This window comes from Streptococcus rifensis, from assembly GCF_053203525.1.
In genome coordinates, this window is sequence record NZ_JBRUCW010000010.1 from 37,584 (window position 1) to 56,752 (window position 19,169).

Genomic DNA, 19,169 nt, shown 5'->3' on the forward strand with positions numbered 1-19,169 from the left:
GTTAAGTTACTTATTCGAAATTAAAACCACGCGCCGATAGGAATACAATCTAATGAACCGTAAAAATGTAACAGCCAGAATGGTCAAAGCCATAGGTTGGGAAAATGACATCTTGGAAGTGGAGTATATTTCAGGCCTGATACACCAATACCAGGACGTAACTGAAGATGAATTTATAAAAGCCTCTACTGGAAATATAGATAAGAAAATCCGTCGTATCGGTAAGACACATAGCTTTACCAGAATAAGCGACTGATTGGCGCGTGGAATTGTTACTTGCATACTAAAACTGTACTCATAAAGGAGAAAACGAAAATGAAAAAGAAAATTGTTGCTTTATTAGTTGGTCTACTAATTATCGGTATTGGTACTTCTTATTATTTTTTAAGTTATGTCCCTCATCAAGAGGCAATAACTGACTTTAATAAAGCGGTTGAAGTAATTCAATCAAAAAATGAAACACTACAGGAGAACATTGATGAGGCTCAAAAACTCATTGCTTCTAATCAACAGCCACTCGATGATGAAACTTTAAACAAATTAAAAACCTCGGTAGATAAAGCTAAAAGTGATTTAAGAGAGATTCCCGAAATAGCTGAAAAAACTGAGGAGATTAAAGAGCAAACAAAAGCACTTAATCAACCACTCGATTATTCAGAAACTATCCAAAGCCTAACAGAGGACTCTGAAGCATATACAAACAGTATTAATCAACTAGCACAAATTACTAATCCAAGTAAAGATTTTGTAGAAGAACGCTTAAAAGAAATTGATACAGTCATAGGCGTTCAATCAGTAACCGAAGACAACGATCCAAACGGAAACCTCAATAAACAGGGTGGTTATACGGCGTCAATCTATTTTTCAGATAACCAAGTGGCTGAAGTTGTTGACGGTGTGGACGTTGTAGCTAAAGGAACAGACGCTGGTGGTAATATTGAAGTTTATAAAACTCCTGATGAAGCTGAAGCACGCAACACATACTTAAGCGCATTTGATGGGCAAGGTTTCTTAAACCCTGGTTCTCATTATGTTTATGGTACTTTAGTGATTAGAACCTCAAGACATCTTACAGCAAGTCAACAAACAGCGTTAACTGAGAATATATATAATAAATTGATTGAATTAAAATAAGCATCTCTGTAAACCATAGCTTAAAACAGACTTGCTGAAGTCCGTTTCAAGTTTGTTCAAATTTATGCGCGCGTTTCCCTCATGCTTCATTAAGTCCGCTGACCTAGTAAAGGTTATACCTACCAATTTTGTTGACGCCAACAAAACTGTAAACGATAATTTTAGAAAGGCCCTCATGAACGAATTACAATTCTTAATCTATACAGCTGACAATAGTCAAGAAACCGCTAGCGTGATTATTCGCGGTGAAACTATTTGGGCTAGTCAGAAAGAAATGGCCCGTCTGTTTGATGTTGGAGTCCCTGCGATCAGCAAGCACTTAAAAAACATCTTTGAGGAAGGCGAATTAGAAGAAAGAGCAACTATTTCCAAAATGGAAACAGTTCAACTTGAGGGCCCTAGAGAAGTTATCAGACAGGTTGACTATTACAACTTAGATGCCATTATTTCAGTAGGCTACCGCGTCAATTCTCAAAAGGCCACGCGCTTCAGACAGTGGGCCACTTCCGTACTGCGTGAGTACATGATTAAAGGCTTTGCCATGGATGACGATCGTCTAAAGCAGGGAACCAACCTTCTTGAAAAAGATTATTTCCGTGAGTTGCTCGAACGCGTTCGGTCAATCCGTGCTAGCGAACGCCGTATATGGTTACAGATAACAGATATTTTTGCAGAAATCTCCATCGATTACGACCCAGAAAGCCAACTGACAAAGCAATTTTATGCTACTGTTCAGAATAAGTTTCATTACGCCATCACTGGCCAAACAGCAGCAGAAATCATCTACTCCAAGGCTGACCATACCAAAGAAAATATGGGTTTAACCACTTGGACCAATTCACCCAGCGGACGGATTTTACAATCTGATACCCTAGTGGCTAAAAACTACCTAACAGAAACAGAAATCCGATCACTAGAGCGTAGCATATCCAGCTATTTTGATTACCTAGAGCGACAGATAGAGCAACGAAATGCCCAGACCATGCAACAATTAGCTGATAGCATTGACCGTTTTTTGACCTTCCAAGAATACGAAGTTTTAAAAGGACATGGAAAAATCACTTCCAAGACTGCTAAAGATAAAGCTAAATCAGAATATAAACTTTTTAATAAAACCCAAAAAATAAACTCTGACTTTGAGCAACAACTCAAACGACTGGCAGACAAATAAAGCCCATATAAGCTCCGTATTCGCATTTTAACGATTGACCACATATAATTCCGTCTTATCCAAAATAAACGCAAATAAGGCTGTTCTCGTAACCCTCAGCACCACATAAACCCTAATATTCATAAATACCTAACTAAATCCCATACTTGCTTACTGATAGTTAGAAAGGTATGATCATGAATATTACAGAATACAAAAAGAAAAATGGTACCACTGTGTACCGTGCTAGTGTCTATCTAGGTATTGACCAAGCGACTGGTAAAAAAGCTCGTACGACAGTTACAGCCAACTCCAAAAAGGGCGTTAAGATTAAGGCTAGGGAGGCCATCAATGCTTTTGCTAGTAATGGCCACACGGTTAAAGCAAAACCAACCGTAACCACATATAGAGAACTGGTTGCGCTCTGGTGGGATAGTTACAAGAATACCATTAAGCCAAACTCCCAGCAATCTATGGAGGGCATTGTAAGGCTTCATATTTTGCCCGTATTTGGCGATTACAGGCTCGATAAGTTAACTACTCCAGTAATCCAGCAACAGGTCAACAAATGGGCTGACAGGGCTAATAAAGGCGTTAAAGGGGCTTATGCAAACTACAGCTTTCTCAACAATATCAATCGCCGTATACTTCAGTATGGCGTGACTATGCAAGTAATCCAGCATAACCCAGCCCGTGATGTTATCGTGCCACGAAAACAAAGGCAAAAAGAGGATAAAATCAAATACTTCAGTAATCAGGAGTTGAAACAGTTCTTGAATTATCTTGATAGCCTGGATCAGTCAGACTATGAAAACCTATTTGATATTATGCTCTACAAATTTCTCCTGGCCACTGGTTGCCGTATCGGTGAAGTTTTGGCCCTTGAATGGTCTGATATTGACCTAAAGCATGGTACCGTTAGTGTTACGAAAACTCTCAATCGATACCAAGAAACCAATTCACCAAAATCAAAGTCAGGGCTCAGAGATATTGAGATTGACAAAGCCACAGTACTATTGCTGAAGCAATACCAAAAACGGCAAAGATTAGAAGCTATGAAGCTCGGTCGTGCTGAAAAAGTAGTGTTTTCTGTCTTTACCACAAAATACGCTTATGCCTGCAACTTAAGAAAGAGGCTACAAAAGCATTTCAAGCGTGCTGGTGTTCCTGATATTAGTTTCCATGGATTCCGCCATACACACGCTACTATCATGCTATATGCTGGCATAGAGGCCAAAGACTTGCAATATAGGCTAGGCCACTCCAATATCTCTATGACTTTAAATACCTACGTTCACGCCACACAAGAAGGCGCTAAAAAAGCTGTCTCAATCTTTGAAACAGCTATCAGCAATTTATAAATGATAAGGGTGACCCATTTTAGGGCTACCCTATTACTATACAAAAATTAGCTTTAGGGTAACTAAAAGGGTAGTAAAAACAAAAAAAGCACCTTGGAATAACGCTCCAAAGTGCTTAATATCAAGGCGTTCAAGCCTATAACCTTTAAGAAAATATTACAACATTTTGTTGTAGAATTCTACGACAAGGGCTTCGTTGATTTCTGGGTTGATTTCATCGCGTTCTGGCAAGCGAGAAAGTGTTCCTTCCAATTTTTCAGCATCGAAAGATACGAAAGCTGGACGTCCAAGAGTTGCTTCAACTGCTTCAAGGATAGCTGGAACTTTAGCAGATTTTTCACGAACTGAGATCACTTGACCAACTTCAACGCGGTATGATGGGATATCAACGCGTTTGCCGTCAACAAGGATGTGGCCGTGGTTTACGAATTGACGTGCTTGACGACGAGTCGTCGCAAGGCCAAGACGGTAAACAACATTGTCCAAACGACGCTCAAGCAAGAGCATGAAGTTGAAACCAAGAGTTCCTTCTTTGATTTTAGTCGCTTGTACGAACAAGTTACGGAATTGTTTCTCACCTAACCCGTAAGAGAAACGCAATTTTTGCTTTTCAGCCAATTGCAAACCGTATTCAGACAATTTAGAACGGTTGTTTGGTCCGTGTTGTCCTGGTACGTAGTTACGACGTGCTAATTCTTTACCTGTGCCTGTAAGAGACAAGCCAAGGCGACGAGATTGTTTCCATGATGGTCCTGTATAACGTGACATGTTATCAAGTCCTCCTCTAAATAAAATATAGTTGAGGAAATAACGATTTACTTAATCCTGATTCGTGCAGATACCCTTCGCCTAAACAGCCAAGGTTACTGGTTTTTCAGAGAATCTGTTGACGAGCTTCATATCAAGCTGCTGTTATTTCACACAAAGAGTATTATAGCACGAAAAAAAACCTATGGCAAGGCTTTTCCTCTTTTTATTTCGTTTGAGACCAGAAGAAGGCTAATAGCTTCTCCTAAACCTTAACTTAATAGTTTTATTGATCCTCAGCCTCTCCCTCTTCATCGGTATAGTCGTCATCGTCTTCTTCAGTGATTTCAACATCTTCTTCAATGTCATCATCGGTAATGATTTCATTTAATTCGGCGTCGTAAGACTCCACTTCATCCTTCTCATCGTCAGGATTTTCCTCGTCATACTCGCTAGAAGCACCATCATCTTCTTCATCCTCAGGATCATCATCGTTATAATCGATAGCGTCTTCATCACCATCCATAAAGGCATTGACCCGCTTCTTCTTGCGTTTCGGTGCCCCATCTTCGTCGTCTTCTTCAAGGGTGATGACTTCTTCGTCAATTTCATCGATAGCGTACCATGAACGAAGGCCCCACTTGTTTTCACCTAGTGGGATAAATGACCCGTCAACATTAAGATCCGTGTAAAAATTTGGTAGGACTTCACGGATTTCACTATTAGACCGTCCCAAGTAGTTTTGAATCTCATCTACCAAATCATTAAAATACATCTCGTTATCACGACCACGCGCTTCTAAAATCGCACGCGCCACCTCAATCATTGACAATTCAGCCTTGTCCTGGCCAGCAAATACTTCAAATTCCATCTTTGGCTCCTTAATCTTGTTCTTCTCTATTTTACGCTAAAAGTCGCAAATAGTCAAAGGCTTGGCTGATTTTTAAACATCTAAGGCAGACCGACCCATCTACCCTCATCAGCACATCAATCTTATATCTCGCCTATTTTTATAGGTCAAACTGCTTACACCCTTTTATAGAAGGGAATGGTCGCACTCAAAGAGAAATCAGCCGTGTACTAGCACTTTCTAAAGGGTACATAGGTCAAATTGCACCTGAAGTGGATGAAGATGTTTATCAGTTATACATGGACGGAAAGTTCTTTGAACACCTGCAGCCATATCTTCAAGCGACTAAGTTGTAACAGATATATCAATTGTGGCGTCATTTAGTATCAAAAAAGCATCCCCCAAACCGAGGAATGCTGATGTAACCGATAATCTGAATCCAGATTAACGTTTACTAAATTGACTCGCTTTACGAGCTTTCTTAAGACCTGGTTTTTTCCGCTCAACCATACGAGCGTCACGTGTAAGAAGACCAGCGCGTTTGAGTGAATCGCGGAAGTCTGGGTCTACTTCAAGAAGCGCACGCGCGATACCGTGACGGATCGCACCTGATTGACCACCGTAACCACCACCGTTTACGTTTACGAAAACGTCGTATGAACCTTCCGTAGAAGTCACTGCAAATGGTTGGTTGATGACCAAACGCAAGTCTGCGTGTGGGATGTACTCTTCAACATCTTTTTTGTTAACCGTAATTTTACCAGTACCTGGAACCAAACGTACGCGAGCTACCGCATTTTTACGACGACCAGTACCTGTATATTGTGCTTGTGCCATGTTCTATTCGTTCCTTTCCTTAGATAAGACCTGAAATATCAAGTACTTCTGGTTGTTGTGCAGCGTGAGTGTGCTCAGCGCCTACAAATACTTTAAGTTTCATGCCTTGTGCACGACCTAAAGTGTTGTGTGGCAACATCCCTTTAACTGATTTTTCGATCAAACGAACAGCGTTTTTAGAACGCAACTCACCAGCAGAGATAGATTTCAAACCACCTGGGTGCATTGAGTGAGTGTAGTAGATTTTGTCAGTTGCTTTTTTACCAGTCAATTTCACTTTTTCAGCGTTGATAACGATAACGAAGTCACCTGTATCTGTGTGTGGTGTGAAAGTTGGCTTGTTTTTACCGCGAAGTACGCTTGCAACCACTGCTGACAAACGTCCAAGTGGGACATCAGTAGCGTCAACAACATACCATTTGCGTTCTACTTGGCCTGGTTTAGCCATAAATGTAGTTTTGTTCATGATTTCTCCTATTATATCAAATCGTTTTTGTTTACAGGTGGATGTTCCGGTCCACAGGGTATTTGAAGGTTCCGGGGCCTTTCAAATGGGGTAAACAATACCGTCTTATATCATACCAAAAAACAAAGCCCAAAGCAAGTGCTTCGAGCTGATATTTTTGAAATTTCCCTAAAAGTTTAAGGAAAGCTGTTACAAACCCATTTATCCTAAAGAATAGTTTACCCTTTTGCCTTAACTTTGGAAAGGAACAGGTAAACTTAGCCAAAGTCCTTGAGGTAGCTCTTCAAGTCCCTTAGCATCTCTTTTTTGCCTCGGAAGGTCTCTCCCCCCATCAAGCGGTCAAATTGGTCCTGTTTTTCTAGTGTTAAATGCTTTCGATACTGAGCCAGCATATCCCTTAGGATAATCTGATCAGCCATGGCCATTTCTCGAACATAGAGTTTATGGGCCACGTCACTGACTTCTTCATAATTTTGGCGGTTGAGTTTGCGTTTGTCACTTTCTTGTTTGCGTAGCATGTCAAGGACGTAATTGCGAAACTTGGTTTTAAAAAAGCGGAACAACTCCCCATCATTATCTTCAATGCCAGGGCAGCTTTCTAGAAGCTGGGATAAAACCAACATGCCTTCCTGGTCCCAGTCCTCTTGTTCCCAAAGTTGAATGTAATAATCCTTACGGGTCCTGTGGACAATTGGGGCCACCTTTTGATAAATCATTTTAAACTCCATCATATACTCCTTTTTTAGTGTTAGGAGTATTGTAGACGATTGAAAGCAGACCGTGGGACGAATTTCATAAACGGTTCGTTTTCCGTCTTAAGTGGTCAAAAAATCTCGAGAACTCCTGTCCTCGAGATTTTTTTGTTATTCTTCGTCTAAGAAACTGTTAAAGACTTCTTCAATCATATCCCATTCAGCAGTTGCGTCTTCAGGGATCGGTTGAAGGTCGCCTTCTGTTCCATCTTCGTTTTCCGTAAATGAATAAGCTTGGATTTCAACTTCGCCATCCTCGTCTTCAACAGCAGATGCTGGAATCAAGAGGACATAGTTTTTTCCGAATTCTTCTTGACCATCAATCGTCAACAAGATTTCAAAGAGGGTTTCGTTGCCATTTTCATCAACAAGTGTAATTAATTCGCGTTCGTCGTGGTTATGATCATGATCGTGATTATGTGTCATAAAGTTCTCCTTTTCTGATAAGTAGGGGTTAAAAATGGCGATCAAGGTAATTTTGTAAAATCAACTGGGCTGCCAATTTATCAATCACTTTTTTGCGTTTGCCTCGGCTAAGATCTGCCTGCTCGACTAACATCCGCTCAGCAGCTACGGTGGTCAGGCGTTCATCCTGATAAGCCACAGGTATAGCAAACCGTTCTGTCACTAACTCTCCATAGGCCCTAGACGCTTCAACACGGGGGCCTTCAGAGTTATTCATATTTTTGGGTAAGCCGATGACAACCTTTGTCACCTGATACTGCGTCAGCAATTCAGCCAATCGATCCAGACCAAATTCGCCCTTAGCCTCATCAATTGGGATAATTTCAAGTCCTTGAGCAGTAAAGCCCAAGGGATCTGAGACTGCTACACCAACCGTCTTTGAGCCAACATCTAATCCTATAATCCGCATTAGATATCGATTCCATGACCATTGAGATAGAAGCGAACCAACTCCTCAACGATTTCATCCCGCTCATACTTACGAATTTGATTCCGTGCGTCATTGTAACGTGGAACATAGGCCGGGTCGCCACTCAACACATAACCCACGATTTGATTAATCGGGTTATAGCCTTTCTCATCCAAGGAACGATAGACAGTTGTCAAGGTTTCGCTAATTTCTTTCTTATTTGTATCGTCAAGATTAAAACGAACTGTTTCATCAGTAAATCCCATCGTTACACCTTCTTTCTACTTCAACTCTTCCTTTTATTTTAACCGATTTTAGCGATTTTCACAACTATTTGCCACTTTTTTCACAGCTTTCTGCACCTCTTTTCCCTAAGGCGTTACTGGTTTTGCGCCATAGGCTTCTAAACGTTTTAAGTACTCCTTTGCCTTGAGATTATCCAGATCAGCAAGCCCCGAACCCTGAAAAATCTCTGACCGGCCTAAGGCATCCGCATCAAGATTGGGAACATCCAGCGTAAACTGTAAGATCAATTCGTTGTCATCCGTGCTTTGCAGTTCATAGGCCAGACCTTCAATTTGTCCAAGTTCTTGATAGGCAGGGTCTTCAGCCATGGATTCGCCTAATAACCTCTTGGTTTCTTCAACGCCAAGGCCATTGATCGCATCGGTAATCTCTGGCGTTGGTTGTAACTCATTTCTTAAAATAACTTTTTGAAGTTTCTCACCCTTATAAATTACAGTCTGCTCCTGAATCTGACCATTGGCCATTTCAAGTTCGAAAGACTGGGTTTTCACCACTTGTTCTTCAGCCACTTCGCTAGTAGTTGCCGTCTCTTTAGCCTCATTTTTGGTGCCACATCCAACAAGTAAGACCATCACAAGCAGAAGCACAAGCCCTTTCATTTTTCCCATTTTATCACCTCATCCTATTTCACTTAGTATAGCATTTTGCCTATTTTTTGACAAGAGAGTCTGGAAGCGAGGCCTAAAAAAGAGACCCAAAAGGATCTCTGTCAATTCTTTTAAATCGTAAGCACCTTAAAGTGCAGCTCTTAGACGGGCTTGGGCATTTTCAACATTACGCACAGCTCGCGGTAAAAAGGCACGAATATCGTCTTCTTTATATCCCACTTGCAATCGCTTGGTATCGATGAGGATAGGGCTTTTTAGAATTCTTGGGTTTTCGGTGATGATGTCAATCACTTCGTTAACACTAAGGTCTTCAATGTCAACCCCTAAACCTTTGGCATAGCGGTTTTTAGAGGAAACAATGGAAGCAATGCCATTTTCTGTTTTAGATAAAATTTCAAGAATTTCTGCTTTTGTAATCGATTCTTTGCCAAGGTTGTGTTCTTTATACGGGAGATGATGGGCGTTTAACCACGTTTTGGCTTTTTTACAGCTGGTGCAACTCGATACAGTATAAATCTTGATCATGTAGTAGCTCCTTTGCTCTGTATGATACTAGTATTATACCTAGTATACCACAATTTGCCATCCGTCGGAAGACCTATTTTCAATTATTCTTCAATTTCGATAGCATCCAGATCAAGAGTTACTTCTTCAGTTAGCGCTGATTCTTCCTGAATTGGCACGGTTTCTGGCTGGTCACTACCTTCGATCAAGCCATAATGAACCCGAACTTTCCTATCAATTTCTGCAAAAATTTCTGGATTTTCCTTAAGGAATTTCTTAGCGTTTTCAGAACCTTGCCCGATTTTTTCATCGTTATAAGAGAACCAGGCGCCAGATTTCTTGATGATATCAAGGTCGCTAGCGATTTTCACTAGCTCACCGGTTTGAGAGATCCCTTCACCATACATGATTTCCACAAAAGCTTCTTTAAACGGTGGCGCCACCTTGTTTTTCACGACCTTAATCTTGGTTTCTTTACCAACATTTTGGTCTTTCTGATCACCTGTCCCTTTGATTTGAGTTGTTCCACGAACATCAAGACGAACAGAGGCGTAGAACTTAAGGGCGCGTCCACCTGGGGTGGTTTCAGGGTTACCAAACATGACGCCGACTTTTTCACGCAATTGGTTAATAAAGATAGCGATGGTCTTCGTTTTGTTAATAGAGGCACCGAGTTTACGCATAGCTTGGCTCATCATACGGGCCTGCAAACCAACGTGGCTGTCACCGATGTCGCCATCGATTTCAGCACGTGGCACGAGGGCTGCAACCGAGTCGATAACCACGAGGTCCACCGCACCAGAGTCAATCAATTTGCCTGCGATTTCAAGACCTTGTTCCCCTGAATCAGGCTGAGACAAGAGCAACTCATCGATGTTAACACCCAATGCTTGAGCATAGAGGGGGTCAAGGGCGTGCTCCGCATCGATAAAGGCTGCAATACCACCTTCTTTTTGACACTGAGCAACGGCATGAAGGGCGACGGTTGTCTTACCAGATGATTCTGGTCCGTAAATTTCGACGATACGGCCTTTTGGATAGCCGCCTGCGCCGAGGGCGATATCGAGCGCCAGCGAGCCTGAGCTCATGACTTGTACTTTTTGTTCAGCGCGCTCACCCAGACGCATAATCGCTCCTTTACCAAAGTCTTTTTCAATGGTTTTTAGGGCATCGTCGAGGGCTTTTTTACGTTCGTCACCAAATTTTTTAGTGATTTCGTCTAATTTTTTTCCTGGTTTTTTTGCCAAAATATGTCTCCTATTTCTAAATGTCTCTGGGACATTTCTATCTTTCTATTATACCAAATTTTCGCCAGTTAACAAAGTTTGTCGTACTAGGTTAAAGGCGTGCATGCAGGCGATCTGCCGAATGTCCTGCCGGCTACGTCCTCCGATTCGGACCTGGTAGGCTTTGGTTTCTGAAGCGGAGGATAAGCCGATAAACACAGTGCCTACAGGATGGCCTTCTAGACTATCTGGACCAGCAACACCTGTCAATGACACGCCGTAGTCACTGCCCGTCAGCTTTCTAGCCTGCTCAGCCATGGCACAAGCCGTAGCCTCAGAAACCACCCCATGCCTTTCAAGGTCTTCGCGAGCAATCTGCAACAGCCGAGCTTTTTGGTCCAGACTATAAGTGACAAAGCCACCTTTAAAGACCTCAGAAGCACCCGAAAAATTGGCCAAAGTGGCTTGGAAGAGGCCAGCTGTTAAACTTTCAGCTGCTGTCAGGGTCTTGCCCTGATTTTTCAGAAGATCAAAAACCACGCGCTCTAAACTATTAGCGTCCCCATAGCCATAGAGAAACTCCCGCAACTGGCCACGAGACAAGATGGTCTCTTCCAGTTGGTCTAGCTTGGCATCAGCTTCTGCTTGACTAGTCGCCTTGGTCGACAAGCGGAGTGTGACCTCCCCAGTCTTAGCGTAAGGGGCCAAAGTCGGGTCTGTCTGCTGGGCAATCACGTCAGCTAGAATAGTCACTAGCTGACTTTCACCCATGCCAAAAAAGCGAAGAACACGAGAATAGAGCTGTTGGCCCTCACTGTCTAATAAAGGTATTAATTCCTTTGTTACCATAGGTTTGAGCTCGCTCGGCGGCCCAGGGAGTACCACGTAGGTTACACCGTCTTGGGTAATAAGCCCTCCAACTGCAAGTCCTGTATGATTGAAAAGCGGGGTAGAACCCTCAACAATTTGAGCCTGGCGTTCATTATTGGGGGTTCTGGAACTAGCTGGTCGGCTCGCAAAAAAGGCATCCAACTTAGCGACGGCCTTGGGATCAAAAACAAGGTCCCTGCCTAAAAATTGGGCCAATACTTGCTTGGTCAGGTCATCGTCTGTGGGGCCTAAACCTCCACACAAGACCACCAAGTCGCTTCGCTTTTTAGCGGTTTCCAAGGTCGCCATCAGACGACCTTCATTATCTCCAACGGCCACATGGTAAAAGACGTCGACTCCAATCTGAGCAAACTTTTCTGATAAGAACTGGGCATTGGTATTGACGATTTGACCGGTCAAAATCTCTGTCCCTACTGCGATCACTTCCGCTTTCATAGATGACCTACTTTCTTATTCGTAGTTTTCCTATCATTTTACCAAAAAAAGGAGCCATTAGGCTACTTTGGCGTGGCTTACTGATGTGGGTTTGTTTACCTGTACTTGTAAACACAGCTCTCTTCGTGGTCATTGACCAGGCCTGCCGCCTGAAGGTAGGAATAGACACAGACCGGACCTGTGAACTTAAAGCCACGTTTTTTAAGGTCCTTGGAAATCGCCTCAGATAAGGCTGTCTTGGCTGGTGCTTCTCGATAATCGTGGACGGTATTGACAATCGGCTGACCATCGACAAAGGCCCACAGGTAATCCTTGAAAGACCCAAACTCCTTCTGCACCTTGAGAAAGGCTTGAGCATTGGCTCGTGTCGCAAAAATTTTGAGGCGATTACGGACGATAGCTGGATTTTTCAGGATGTCTTCCAATTCATTATCCGATAATGCCGCTACCTTACGGTAGTCGTAATCATGAAAGGCCTGCTTAAAAGCAACCCGCTTATTGAGAATCGTTTCCCAGGAAAGGCCTGCTTGATAGGTTTCTAGGCAGAGCAATTCAAAGAGAGCCCGCTCGTCATGGAGGGGCTGTCCCCATTCTTCATCGTGATAGGCGACGTAAAGTGGGTTTGATTCTTTGACCCAAGAACAACGGTTAGGCATAAAATCTCCTTTGCTGATAAAAAGAAATAGGCAAATAGCCGATTACTGGTAATTGGGAACTAAGCCAAAATCTTCATAAAAATCAAGTTTTTTTGGACGTGTTAACCTCGAAAACGGAACACGGGCTACGAACAAAGTGAAATAGACCATTTCTCCTAGAGCCAAATGGCTCAGCGTCAAAATGCCTAATTTCACTTTGTTCGCTTAGCGCCCTTTGTATCTTACGAAACTGAGTTAGAGCTAAAATCCTCGTGAAAATAATCGGCCTTCTAGGACGCAAGTCTTCCGTCGGCAACCGATTATTTTCAAATGGATTTTTAACGCTCCCACATCTTACTTCATCAGCATTTTAAGGGCTTGTTTGATGTAGTTTTCAGCGGTATCATTTGTGCCTTCAAAGAAGGTTTTGATTTTCTTGAGTTCTTTGGCTTTGTATCCGAGGGCCTCCATAGCCTCCATAGCTTCGTCCAAAGCGTGATTGTCTGATGAAGCAACTGAAACAGCTTTGCTTGGTGCATGGTCTGAGATACTCACAATTTTTCCTTCAAGGTCCAGGACCATTTGTTGGGCTGTTTTCTTACCAATCTTTGGAAACTTAGTCAAGTAGGTAATATTTTTCTCATCAATAGCACGGACAAGCCCTGCATTGTCATCCGCCGCAATAATGGCCAAGGCTGAGGTAGGACCGATTCCTGAGACCGAAATCAGATTCAAAAAGAGGGCTTTTTCGTCCTCATCTTTAAAGCCATAAAGGCTGTGGGCATCCTCGCGGACAACCTGATGCAGATACACTTTGAGGTCCTGATTGAGTTGTCCAGAATAGGCATAGGGATTGGCCACGCTAATGAGATAGCCTAGCCCGCCTGCTTCAACAACGATGTATTTAGCCGTGATTTTGGTTAATAGTCCTTTGATATAATCGTACATGCTAACTCCTTTTGTAATGGTTCTAGTATATCACAGGTTCTTGCTTTTAAGACAAGTAAGCATAGCTGGGTCGAAACTTTTTTCCTATCCGTCGATTTTGAGGGGCATTTTTTTGCTACTTAAAACGCAACCATGGGTTGACAAATTGCCCACTATGCTTGCTGGAACAGGACTCTAGCTTATAATACAATAAAGGTACGTTACACGACAAAGGAGCTATTCATGACTCTAGCAGAAAAGATTTTTAACCTCAGGAAAGAAGCGGGCCTCTCTCAAGAACAATTAGCCGATCAACTCAACCTGTCGCGCCAGAGTATTTCCAAGTGGGAATCGGGCCAAAGCCAACCTGAAATTGATAAAATCGTCGAACTCAGTAGGGTCTTTAATGTGACAACTGACTACCTTTTGCTAGATCATATAGAGAATCATCAGGTAAGTCAGGCGACTCAAACTACAGAAGCTCAGCCTCTGCCACCTATCTATAAAAAGACTGTTAAGAAACTGACTTTCCTAGAGATTACCTATATTTTCACAACTTCCTTCTTTATCTATTGGTGGTTTGGTGGTATGCATGGTTTTGATGCCAAAATCGGTTGGTTAGTCTTTGTTTTACTCGTCGCTAGTCTCACGGCGATCAAAAAAGCCATTAACCTTAAAAAAGAATATCTAGAACAGGAAAGAGGGGAGCATCATGATTAGCAATAATCCTATACCTATCCAAAAACGTCTGCAGGCACTCCTTTGGGACTACCTGCTAATCTGCGCCTATTTATTGGTGTTACTAGCAGTTAACCTCACCTATATTTTCCTCTTTTTAAAGCGAATGCCCTTCTATACTGAGAGTTAATCGCAAGCCCTTGTCACCTTTACATCTGTCCTTCCCATTACACTCTTTTTTTACCTATCAAGACTATTGCCATGGCGGTTCTTAGGGAAAACGCAGAGCAGGTTTACAGGTGGTTTACAGAGGAAGCAATCGCCTGAGCAGTGCCCTCTTACGCAATGTTCTTAAGTTCCTTCCTTGGCAGTTTGGACACATGGCAACGATACACGTCGTTTTTAAAGAGCGCTTTGACTTAATGGCTATGGTTCTCAATGTATTTTCTCTAACTCTCCTAACGACCATTACCTTAATGGCACTACTTAGAAAAGACAAACGCCACTTGGGAGATTTGTTAGCCAGAACACAGGTGCAACTAGTCAACTAAAAGCTGGTCAAACCAGTTTTTTTAGTTGAAATCAAATCAATATTTTCCTAATTCCCTCAAACTCGTATGGTTTTCTTGGATCCGGCGGAACATTTTTTCCATGTCGGACTTGGTGAAGTTGACAAGAACGGGTCGGCCGTGGGGGCAGTTATAGGGGTTGTCGCACTGGCTCAGCTGTACTAACAAGTTACGGGCAGAATAGTCATCCAACTTGTGATTGGCTTTGATGCTGCGTTTACAAGACATCATGATCGCCAACTCTGCCCGGTAGCGCTTGATGGAGACCTCCTTGGTCAAGAGAAGCATGTCACACATCTCGTAAACCGCTGACTCAATCTCATCTTCCTGGAACCAAATCGGATGCTCACGCAAGATAAACTGGTTGACTCCGTACTCTTCTAAATGAATCCCTATCTCTCTAAGACTGCCCATGCGTTCCTTAAGGAGAAGCATGTCATTAGCTGGAAATTCAAAGATATAGGGCACGAGGAGCTGTTGCTGGGAACTGTCAACCTCGCCGATTTTTTCCCGATAATACTCGTACTTGACCCGCTCCTGAGCAGCATGCTGGTCGATAATGTAAAGCCCGCCATGACCTTGAGCAAAGAGGTAGGTGCCATGCATTTGGCCAAAGTATTCTAGTTCAGGGAAGGTGGATTTTTCTTCGTTTTCGAGTTTGACAAGGGCCTTTTCCAGCTCTTTATGGTTGAGCTCTGGATGGTCGAAGTCCGTCTCTTCCTTTTGACTGCGCTGAGCAAATTTAATCCGTGGTGATGGCGTTTCAGAGGGCAACGTCTCCGATTTGACAGAGCTGTCCAGGTCTTGTAAAGGAGCTCTCTCCTCTGCGACTTGGGAGCTGTCCGCCACAGGCTTGACAAAGAAATCTTGCCTCGTCGTATCATAGTAAAGGGTGCTCTCCTTAAGGGGAAGAGTCGTCTGCTCAGGTTTTGGCAGGTTTCGGGTGGTAGATTTAGCCAAATTTTCCAGAGCGTCAGGAATTAGGTCTTGCGACTTGAGGGCTTCTGCAATCGCCTCAGTAATAAGCGTCATCAGCTCTCGCTCCTTGGAAATCCGAACCTCCTGCTTAGTCGGGTGGACATTGACATCGGCTAGATAGGGGTCAATCTGAATATCAATAACCGCAATGGGGAAGCGCCCAACCATGAGCTTGGAGCCGTAACCATCAATAATGGCACGGTTCAGCAAAAAATTTTTGATGTAACGGCCGTTAACTAAAATCGTAATATAGTTGCGATTGGCCCGTGTCAACTCAGGCAGAGAGACATAGCCAGACACTTCAAAATCAAGGTCGGATTTGGCAATCTCGACCATTTTTTTGGCTGTGACCAGTCCGTAAACACCAGCAATGGCTTGACGGAGCTGGCCAGAGCCTGCTGTCTTGGTCAATTCATTGCCATCATTAACCAGACTAAAGGCAATTTCTGGATGGGCCAAACTGAGGCGGTTGATGACATCAACGATGTGGGATAGCTCTGCTTGCTGGCTTCGGATATATTTTAGCCTAGCAGGAGTATTGAAAAAGAGGTTTTCAACCGTAACGGTTGTCCCTTGAGGGCGACTGATGGTCTCTTCCTGCTCAACTTTTCCCCCTTTAGTAATAATCAGACTTCCTTGACCCTCACCAGCTGGTGCCGTCTCAATGGTTAACTGACTGACTGAGGCAATAGAGGGTAAGGCTTCACCCCTGAACCCTAAGGTCCGAATGCGAAAGAGGTCGGCCTGGGACTTAATCTTAGAGGTGGCATGGCGACGGATACTGAGCTTGGCGTCTTCATTAGACATGCCTTCACCGTTATCTGTGACCTTGATTAGGGACAAACCAGCTTCCTCGATGGTGACAGTAATCTGATTAGACCCCGCATCAATGGCATTTTCGACTAATTCTTTGACAACACTGGCTGGTCGTTCGATGACTTCACCAGCCGCAATCTGGTTGGCCAGAATTTCCGGCAACTCAATAATTTTAGAAACAATAGTCATAAGGCTCCTTTCGTGATATTTTTTAAAGTTTTAATCGTTTAACCATTATACCACAAAAGATGCTCCTACAGAAAAACGCCCTGATTTGGGCGCTTCTTAGGATTTGAGATTCCGGTTGATGTTGTCCACACTGTTTTTCATCTGACGGTAATTGATGACATAAATAGCAGCATAAATAGCAATAAAGATGAGCCAGAAGAGGAGAAGAGCGGCAAGGTTGAGCGGCAACCAGCCTGCCAAAAAACCTAGGCCGGTGAAACCGATAACTGTAACACTGAAATGAGTCACACTCATCTTCAATAAGCTCCAATCCTGCTCGAAGACAAGGTCAGCCGCTTGAAAAAGTAGTCCAATGACAAACCAGATGGTTACAACAATAGCCATCACAACTACAGGGCTAAAATGTGCTTGGTAATAAGCGCCTGCTACTGAAAAGGGGTTGATTGGGAGGTACACTCCCTGACCAAAGATAGCTGACATGATGATCGAAACGATAGCGCCGATAGTAACGCCCAGAGCGCCTGATAAGATGTATTTTTTCATAGTGTTAAAGCCTCCTTAATAGATCTGAGATAACGACGAGATGAATAGGTGACATCTCCGTTTTTAAGAATGAGTTTGACTAAACCATTTGGTGTCATCTGCAAATGGTCCAACTGCTTGAGATTAATGATTTCCGATTGGGAAATCTGTAAAAAATCTGCTGGCAAGATTTCCTTGACTTGATAAAGACGATAAGCGGTGGTAAAGTCTTGCTTGGCTGTCTTGACATGAACCACCTTGTCTTCGATAACCAGACGATAAATGTCCTCCCAGTCCAGCAAGTAGACTTCTTCTCCTCTCTTTGCCTTGAGACGTTCTGCTTTGATGTCCAATCCTTTAATAAAATCGACAAGTTGAGCAACTTGTTCTGTGTAAGTCTTGGCATCAACAGTGACAGCATCTTCTAAGACCTGATCTGAGATATTTAATGTGAGTTTCACCTTTTCTCCTCCCTTTCCTTAATCAATGGATTGAGATATCTTTCTAAGTCTATTAAACCCTTTTTCCATAAAGTTTTCAATAGGGTTTGGCCATGTGGTCTGTTTTAGGCGCTATGTGGTCAGACGGTCAGGCTAGATGGCAAAACAAAGACTGAACAGGTGTTCAGTCTTTGTTTATACAAGTCAATTTACTTTTTATCGCAATCATCCTCTAGAGGATTGTCAGTTTCCAATTGATTTACCACGCATAGTTAGGTTCCACACAGGTTAACATGGCATGAAATAATTCTTGTGGTGTAATTTTTTTGAGACCTCCGTATAGAGGATCCTGTTGATGATAAGACGGGTCTAGGTAGTAAATATAAGCAATATCAGAGCCATCTGCTGTCAACTGATACCCTATCCCAGTCACATTATGTTCCCCAGAGCTATTTGAGTAGATGCGAGCATTGTCGAAAGTATAATACATCGGATACCCATCAGCTATGTTTTGCTTCAGGCGCTCCTTAAAGAGCCGCATTTCTTCTGATTGCGGGTCGGCTGTGGTGACCGCTGCTAGACGATAACCAGCTTGATCACTAGCCGGCGCTTCATAACCGAATAAATGCTTATTAAGGGCACGGATAGCATTAGCGTTATGGGTCCCAAAAGATTCATCCGTCCCCATCTCAATAGCCAACTCTTCTTGACTAACGGAAACACCTCTATAAGATAAAATCATGCTGACTGATGTTGGCGCACATAAATTCCAAGCGCGCTGAACTTGAGGGGTAACCTGAAGCATGTGTTTTTGTCCCTCAGTTAGGGGAGAATTTTCACTCACTCTTTCTTGTCTATGCGATTTATCTTCTTCCACTGGTACCAAGACCGACGGCTTACTCTCAGACTGTGACACTTCTTGAGGGTGGGTAACAGATGAACTCTGGCTACTTACTTGTTCGCTAGAAGACACAGAGGTCTGTGACTCCGTTGTTTTCAAAGCCTTAGAGTGCTTTTCTTGATTTTTAGCAGTTGAAGTTTCAACTTTTTGCTCAGCTGCTTTATTCTGAGTCCTCTGTTTAGTCGTACCACCACAAGCTGCCAACAGGACGACACCTAACAAACCGACACCCAAAGCTAACGTTTTTAACAGTTTACGGGACATCTTAAATACCTCCTTATGTAAAGCGCTTTCACCTTAATTATATCATCCCAAAAACGGAAAATCTAGTGGTTTTGATCACAAACTTTAGACTTACAAAACCAACGTTTTT

Annotated in this window: 26 protein-coding genes; 8 read left to right on the forward strand and 18 right to left on the reverse strand. The window is 42.9% G+C overall.

Features of this window, described 5'->3' with window-relative positions; translation table 11 throughout:
- Positions 1-52: 52 nt before the first annotated feature.
- From ACVRYP_RS07180 to ACVRYP_RS07195, 4 genes are all read left to right on the forward strand, one after another.
- Entirely contained in the window at positions 53-256 is a 204-nt protein-coding gene (locus ACVRYP_RS07180; RefSeq protein ID WP_447468059.1) for a hypothetical protein, read from the forward strand.
- Between the two features lie 59 nt (positions 257-315).
- Positions 316-1,134: a kinetochore Spc7 family protein gene (locus ACVRYP_RS07185; RefSeq protein WP_447468060.1), complete on the forward strand. Its 819-nt coding sequence runs from the start codon at positions 316-318 to the stop codon at positions 1,132-1,134.
- 175 nt (positions 1,135-1,309) lie between these two features.
- Complete coding sequence (locus ACVRYP_RS07190) at positions 1,310-2,305, forward strand: virulence RhuM family protein (RefSeq protein ID WP_447468061.1); 996 nt, start codon at positions 1,310-1,312, stop codon at positions 2,303-2,305.
- A 176-nt stretch (positions 2,306-2,481) separates the two neighbouring features.
- Positions 2,482-3,645 carry a tyrosine-type recombinase/integrase gene (locus ACVRYP_RS07195; RefSeq protein ID WP_447468062.1) on the forward strand — a complete coding sequence of 388 codons (1,164 nt, stop codon included), beginning with the start codon at positions 2,482-2,484 and terminating at the stop codon, positions 3,643-3,645.
- A 156-nt stretch (positions 3,646-3,801) separates the two neighbouring features.
- Here the strand turns inward: ACVRYP_RS07195 and rpsD are convergent, their stop codons facing one another.
- Complete coding sequence (gene rpsD / locus ACVRYP_RS07200; RefSeq protein WP_307122735.1) at positions 3,802-4,413, reverse strand: 30S ribosomal protein S4; 612 nt, start codon at positions 4,411-4,413, stop codon at positions 3,802-3,804.
- 265 nt (positions 4,414-4,678) lie between these two features.
- Entirely contained in the window at positions 4,679-5,263 is a 585-nt protein-coding gene (gene rpoE, locus ACVRYP_RS07205; protein WP_447468063.1) for a DNA-directed RNA polymerase subunit delta, read from the reverse strand.
- Positions 5,264-5,370: 107 nt separating this feature from the next.
- Here rpoE and ACVRYP_RS07210 point away from each other — a divergent pair, with 107 nt between their 5' ends.
- Positions 5,371-5,598, forward strand: a complete 228-nt coding sequence (locus ACVRYP_RS07210) for a Fic family protein (protein ID WP_447468101.1) — start codon at positions 5,371-5,373, stop codon at positions 5,596-5,598.
- Between the two features lie 88 nt (positions 5,599-5,686).
- Here ACVRYP_RS07210 and rpsI read toward each other — a convergent pair whose 3' ends face one another.
- From rpsI to ruvA, 12 genes are all read right to left on the reverse strand, one after another.
- Positions 5,687-6,079, reverse strand: coding sequence for a 30S ribosomal protein S9 (rpsI, locus tag ACVRYP_RS07215; RefSeq protein ID WP_018374018.1), 393 nt, complete (start codon positions 6,077-6,079; stop codon positions 5,687-5,689).
- 19 nt (positions 6,080-6,098) lie between these two features.
- Positions 6,099-6,545: a 50S ribosomal protein L13 gene (rplM, locus tag ACVRYP_RS07220; protein WP_307122738.1), complete on the reverse strand. Its 447-nt coding sequence runs from the start codon at positions 6,543-6,545 to the stop codon at positions 6,099-6,101.
- Positions 6,546-6,802: 257 nt separating this feature from the next.
- Positions 6,803-7,273 carry a sigma-70 RNA polymerase sigma factor region 4 domain-containing protein gene (locus tag ACVRYP_RS07225; RefSeq protein WP_447468064.1) on the reverse strand — a complete coding sequence of 157 codons (471 nt, stop codon included), beginning with the start codon at positions 7,271-7,273 and terminating at the stop codon, positions 6,803-6,805.
- Between the two features lie 135 nt (positions 7,274-7,408).
- On the reverse strand, positions 7,409-7,723 hold the full coding sequence (locus ACVRYP_RS07230; protein WP_447468065.1) for a DUF1292 domain-containing protein: 315 nt from the start codon (positions 7,721-7,723) through the stop codon (positions 7,409-7,411).
- Between the two features lie 28 nt (positions 7,724-7,751).
- Entirely contained in the window at positions 7,752-8,171 is a 420-nt protein-coding gene (ruvX, locus tag ACVRYP_RS07235) for a Holliday junction resolvase RuvX (RefSeq protein WP_447468066.1), read from the reverse strand.
- A complete protein-coding gene (locus tag ACVRYP_RS07240) occupies positions 8,171-8,437 on the reverse strand; it encodes an IreB family regulatory phosphoprotein (protein ID WP_307121821.1) in 267 nt (88 codons plus the stop codon). Before ACVRYP_RS07240 ends, ruvX begins: the two co-directional genes overlap by 1 nt.
- Positions 8,438-8,542: 105 nt before the next feature.
- Entirely contained in the window at positions 8,543-9,085 is a 543-nt protein-coding gene (locus ACVRYP_RS07245) for an SP0191 family lipoprotein (protein ID WP_447468067.1), read from the reverse strand.
- Between the two features lie 126 nt (positions 9,086-9,211).
- On the reverse strand, positions 9,212-9,610 hold the full coding sequence (gene spx / locus ACVRYP_RS07250) for a transcriptional regulator Spx (RefSeq protein ID WP_307121819.1): 399 nt from the start codon (positions 9,608-9,610) through the stop codon (positions 9,212-9,214).
- A gap of 83 nt (positions 9,611-9,693) precedes the next feature.
- Entirely contained in the window at positions 9,694-10,836 is a 1,143-nt protein-coding gene (gene recA, locus ACVRYP_RS07255) for a recombinase RecA (protein ID WP_447468068.1), read from the reverse strand.
- A 48-nt stretch (positions 10,837-10,884) separates the two neighbouring features.
- The gene (locus ACVRYP_RS07260) at positions 10,885-12,141 is read right to left on the reverse strand and encodes a competence/damage-inducible protein A (protein ID WP_447468069.1); all 1,257 of its coding nucleotides are present in this window, start codon (positions 12,139-12,141) and stop codon (positions 10,885-10,887) included.
- A gap of 95 nt (positions 12,142-12,236) precedes the next feature.
- The gene (locus ACVRYP_RS07265) at positions 12,237-12,797 is read right to left on the reverse strand and encodes a DNA-3-methyladenine glycosylase I (RefSeq protein WP_447468070.1); all 561 of its coding nucleotides are present in this window, start codon (positions 12,795-12,797) and stop codon (positions 12,237-12,239) included.
- 333 nt (positions 12,798-13,130) lie between these two features.
- Positions 13,131-13,724 (reverse strand): Holliday junction branch migration protein RuvA, encoded by a 594-nt coding sequence (gene ruvA / locus ACVRYP_RS07270; RefSeq protein WP_447468071.1) that lies wholly within the window; start codon positions 13,722-13,724, stop codon positions 13,131-13,133.
- A 222-nt stretch (positions 13,725-13,946) separates the two neighbouring features.
- Between ruvA and relB the strand changes: the two genes are divergently transcribed.
- The 3 genes from relB to ACVRYP_RS07285 all read left to right on the forward strand — a co-directional run bounded on the left by relB (position 13,947) and on the right by ACVRYP_RS07285 (position 14,932).
- Positions 13,947-14,423 carry a type II toxin-antitoxin system RelB family anti-toxin gene (gene relB, locus ACVRYP_RS07275; RefSeq protein WP_447468072.1) on the forward strand — a complete coding sequence of 159 codons (477 nt, stop codon included), beginning with the start codon at positions 13,947-13,949 and terminating at the stop codon, positions 14,421-14,423.
- The gene (locus tag ACVRYP_RS07280; RefSeq protein ID WP_447468073.1) at positions 14,416-14,571 is read left to right on the forward strand and encodes a hypothetical protein; all 156 of its coding nucleotides are present in this window, start codon (positions 14,416-14,418) and stop codon (positions 14,569-14,571) included. The genes relB and ACVRYP_RS07280 overlap by 8 nt, the downstream gene beginning before the upstream one ends.
- Positions 14,572-14,680: 109 nt before the next feature.
- Complete coding sequence (locus ACVRYP_RS07285) at positions 14,681-14,932, forward strand: RDD family protein (protein WP_447468074.1); 252 nt, start codon at positions 14,681-14,683, stop codon at positions 14,930-14,932.
- Positions 14,933-14,968: 36 nt separating this feature from the next.
- Here ACVRYP_RS07285 and mutL read toward each other — a convergent pair whose 3' ends face one another.
- The 4 genes from mutL to ACVRYP_RS07305 all read right to left on the reverse strand — a co-directional run bounded on the left by mutL (position 14,969) and on the right by ACVRYP_RS07305 (position 19,060).
- A complete protein-coding gene (mutL, locus tag ACVRYP_RS07290) occupies positions 14,969-16,933 on the reverse strand; it encodes a DNA mismatch repair endonuclease MutL (RefSeq protein ID WP_447468075.1) in 1,965 nt (654 codons plus the stop codon).
- A gap of 96 nt (positions 16,934-17,029) precedes the next feature.
- Complete coding sequence (locus ACVRYP_RS07295; RefSeq protein ID WP_447468076.1) at positions 17,030-17,476, reverse strand: DUF3021 domain-containing protein; 447 nt, start codon at positions 17,474-17,476, stop codon at positions 17,030-17,032.
- Positions 17,473-17,916 carry a LytTR family DNA-binding domain-containing protein gene (locus ACVRYP_RS07300; RefSeq protein WP_447468077.1) on the reverse strand — a complete coding sequence of 148 codons (444 nt, stop codon included), beginning with the start codon at positions 17,914-17,916 and terminating at the stop codon, positions 17,473-17,475. Before ACVRYP_RS07300 ends, ACVRYP_RS07295 begins: the two co-directional genes overlap by 4 nt.
- A gap of 238 nt (positions 17,917-18,154) precedes the next feature.
- The gene (locus ACVRYP_RS07305; protein ID WP_447468078.1) at positions 18,155-19,060 is read right to left on the reverse strand and encodes a C39 family peptidase; all 906 of its coding nucleotides are present in this window, start codon (positions 19,058-19,060) and stop codon (positions 18,155-18,157) included.
- Positions 19,061-19,169 lie beyond the last annotated feature (109 nt).

Coding starts and splice junctions, on each gene's coding strand:
- rpsI (WP_018374018.1), bottom strand. CDS start 6,079: ATGGCACAAGCACAATATACAGGTACTGGTCGTCGTAAAAATGCGGTA.
- ACVRYP_RS07260 (WP_447468069.1), bottom strand. CDS start 12,141: ATGAAAGCGGAAGTGATCGCAGTAGGGACAGAGATTTTGACCGGTCAA.
- rplM (WP_307122738.1), bottom strand. CDS start 6,545: ATGAACAAAACTACATTTATGGCTAAACCAGGCCAAGTAGAACGCAAA.
- ACVRYP_RS07190 (WP_447468061.1), top strand. CDS start 1,310: ATGAACGAATTACAATTCTTAATCTATACAGCTGACAATAGTCAAGAA.
- ACVRYP_RS07295 (WP_447468076.1), bottom strand. CDS start 17,476: ATGAAAAAATACATCTTATCAGGCGCTCTGGGCGTTACTATCGGCGCT.
- ACVRYP_RS07240 (WP_307121821.1), bottom strand. CDS start 8,437: ATGGGATTTACTGATGAAACAGTTCGTTTTAATCTTGACGATACAAAT.
- ACVRYP_RS07225 (WP_447468064.1), bottom strand. CDS start 7,273: ATGGAGTTTAAAATGATTTATCAAAAGGTGGCCCCAATTGTCCACAGG.
- ACVRYP_RS07305 (WP_447468078.1), bottom strand. CDS start 19,060: ATGTCCCGTAAACTGTTAAAAACGTTAGCTTTGGGTGTCGGTTTGTTA.
- ACVRYP_RS07180 (WP_447468059.1), top strand. CDS start 53: ATGAACCGTAAAAATGTAACAGCCAGAATGGTCAAAGCCATAGGTTGG.
- mutL (WP_447468075.1), bottom strand. CDS start 16,933: ATGACTATTGTTTCTAAAATTATTGAGTTGCCGGAAATTCTGGCCAAC.
- ACVRYP_RS07265 (WP_447468070.1), bottom strand. CDS start 12,797: ATGCCTAACCGTTGTTCTTGGGTCAAAGAATCAAACCCACTTTACGTC.
- ACVRYP_RS07195 (WP_447468062.1), top strand. CDS start 2,482: ATGAATATTACAGAATACAAAAAGAAAAATGGTACCACTGTGTACCGT.
- ACVRYP_RS07185 (WP_447468060.1), top strand. CDS start 316: ATGAAAAAGAAAATTGTTGCTTTATTAGTTGGTCTACTAATTATCGGT.
- spx (WP_307121819.1), bottom strand. CDS start 9,610: ATGATCAAGATTTATACTGTATCGAGTTGCACCAGCTGTAAAAAAGCC.
- ruvA (WP_447468071.1), bottom strand. CDS start 13,724: ATGTACGATTATATCAAAGGACTATTAACCAAAATCACGGCTAAATAC.
- ruvX (WP_447468066.1), bottom strand. CDS start 8,171: ATGCGGATTATAGGATTAGATGTTGGCTCAAAGACGGTTGGTGTAGCA.
- ACVRYP_RS07230 (WP_447468065.1), bottom strand. CDS start 7,723: ATGACACATAATCACGATCATGATCATAACCACGACGAACGCGAATTA.
- relB (WP_447468072.1), top strand. CDS start 13,947: ATGACTCTAGCAGAAAAGATTTTTAACCTCAGGAAAGAAGCGGGCCTC.
- ACVRYP_RS07245 (WP_447468067.1), bottom strand. CDS start 9,085: ATGGGAAAAATGAAAGGGCTTGTGCTTCTGCTTGTGATGGTCTTACTT.
- rpsD (WP_307122735.1), bottom strand. CDS start 4,413: ATGTCACGTTATACAGGACCATCATGGAAACAATCTCGTCGCCTTGGC.
- rpoE (WP_447468063.1), bottom strand. CDS start 5,263: ATGGAATTTGAAGTATTTGCTGGCCAGGACAAGGCTGAATTGTCAATG.
- ACVRYP_RS07280 (WP_447468073.1), top strand. CDS start 14,416: ATGATTAGCAATAATCCTATACCTATCCAAAAACGTCTGCAGGCACTC.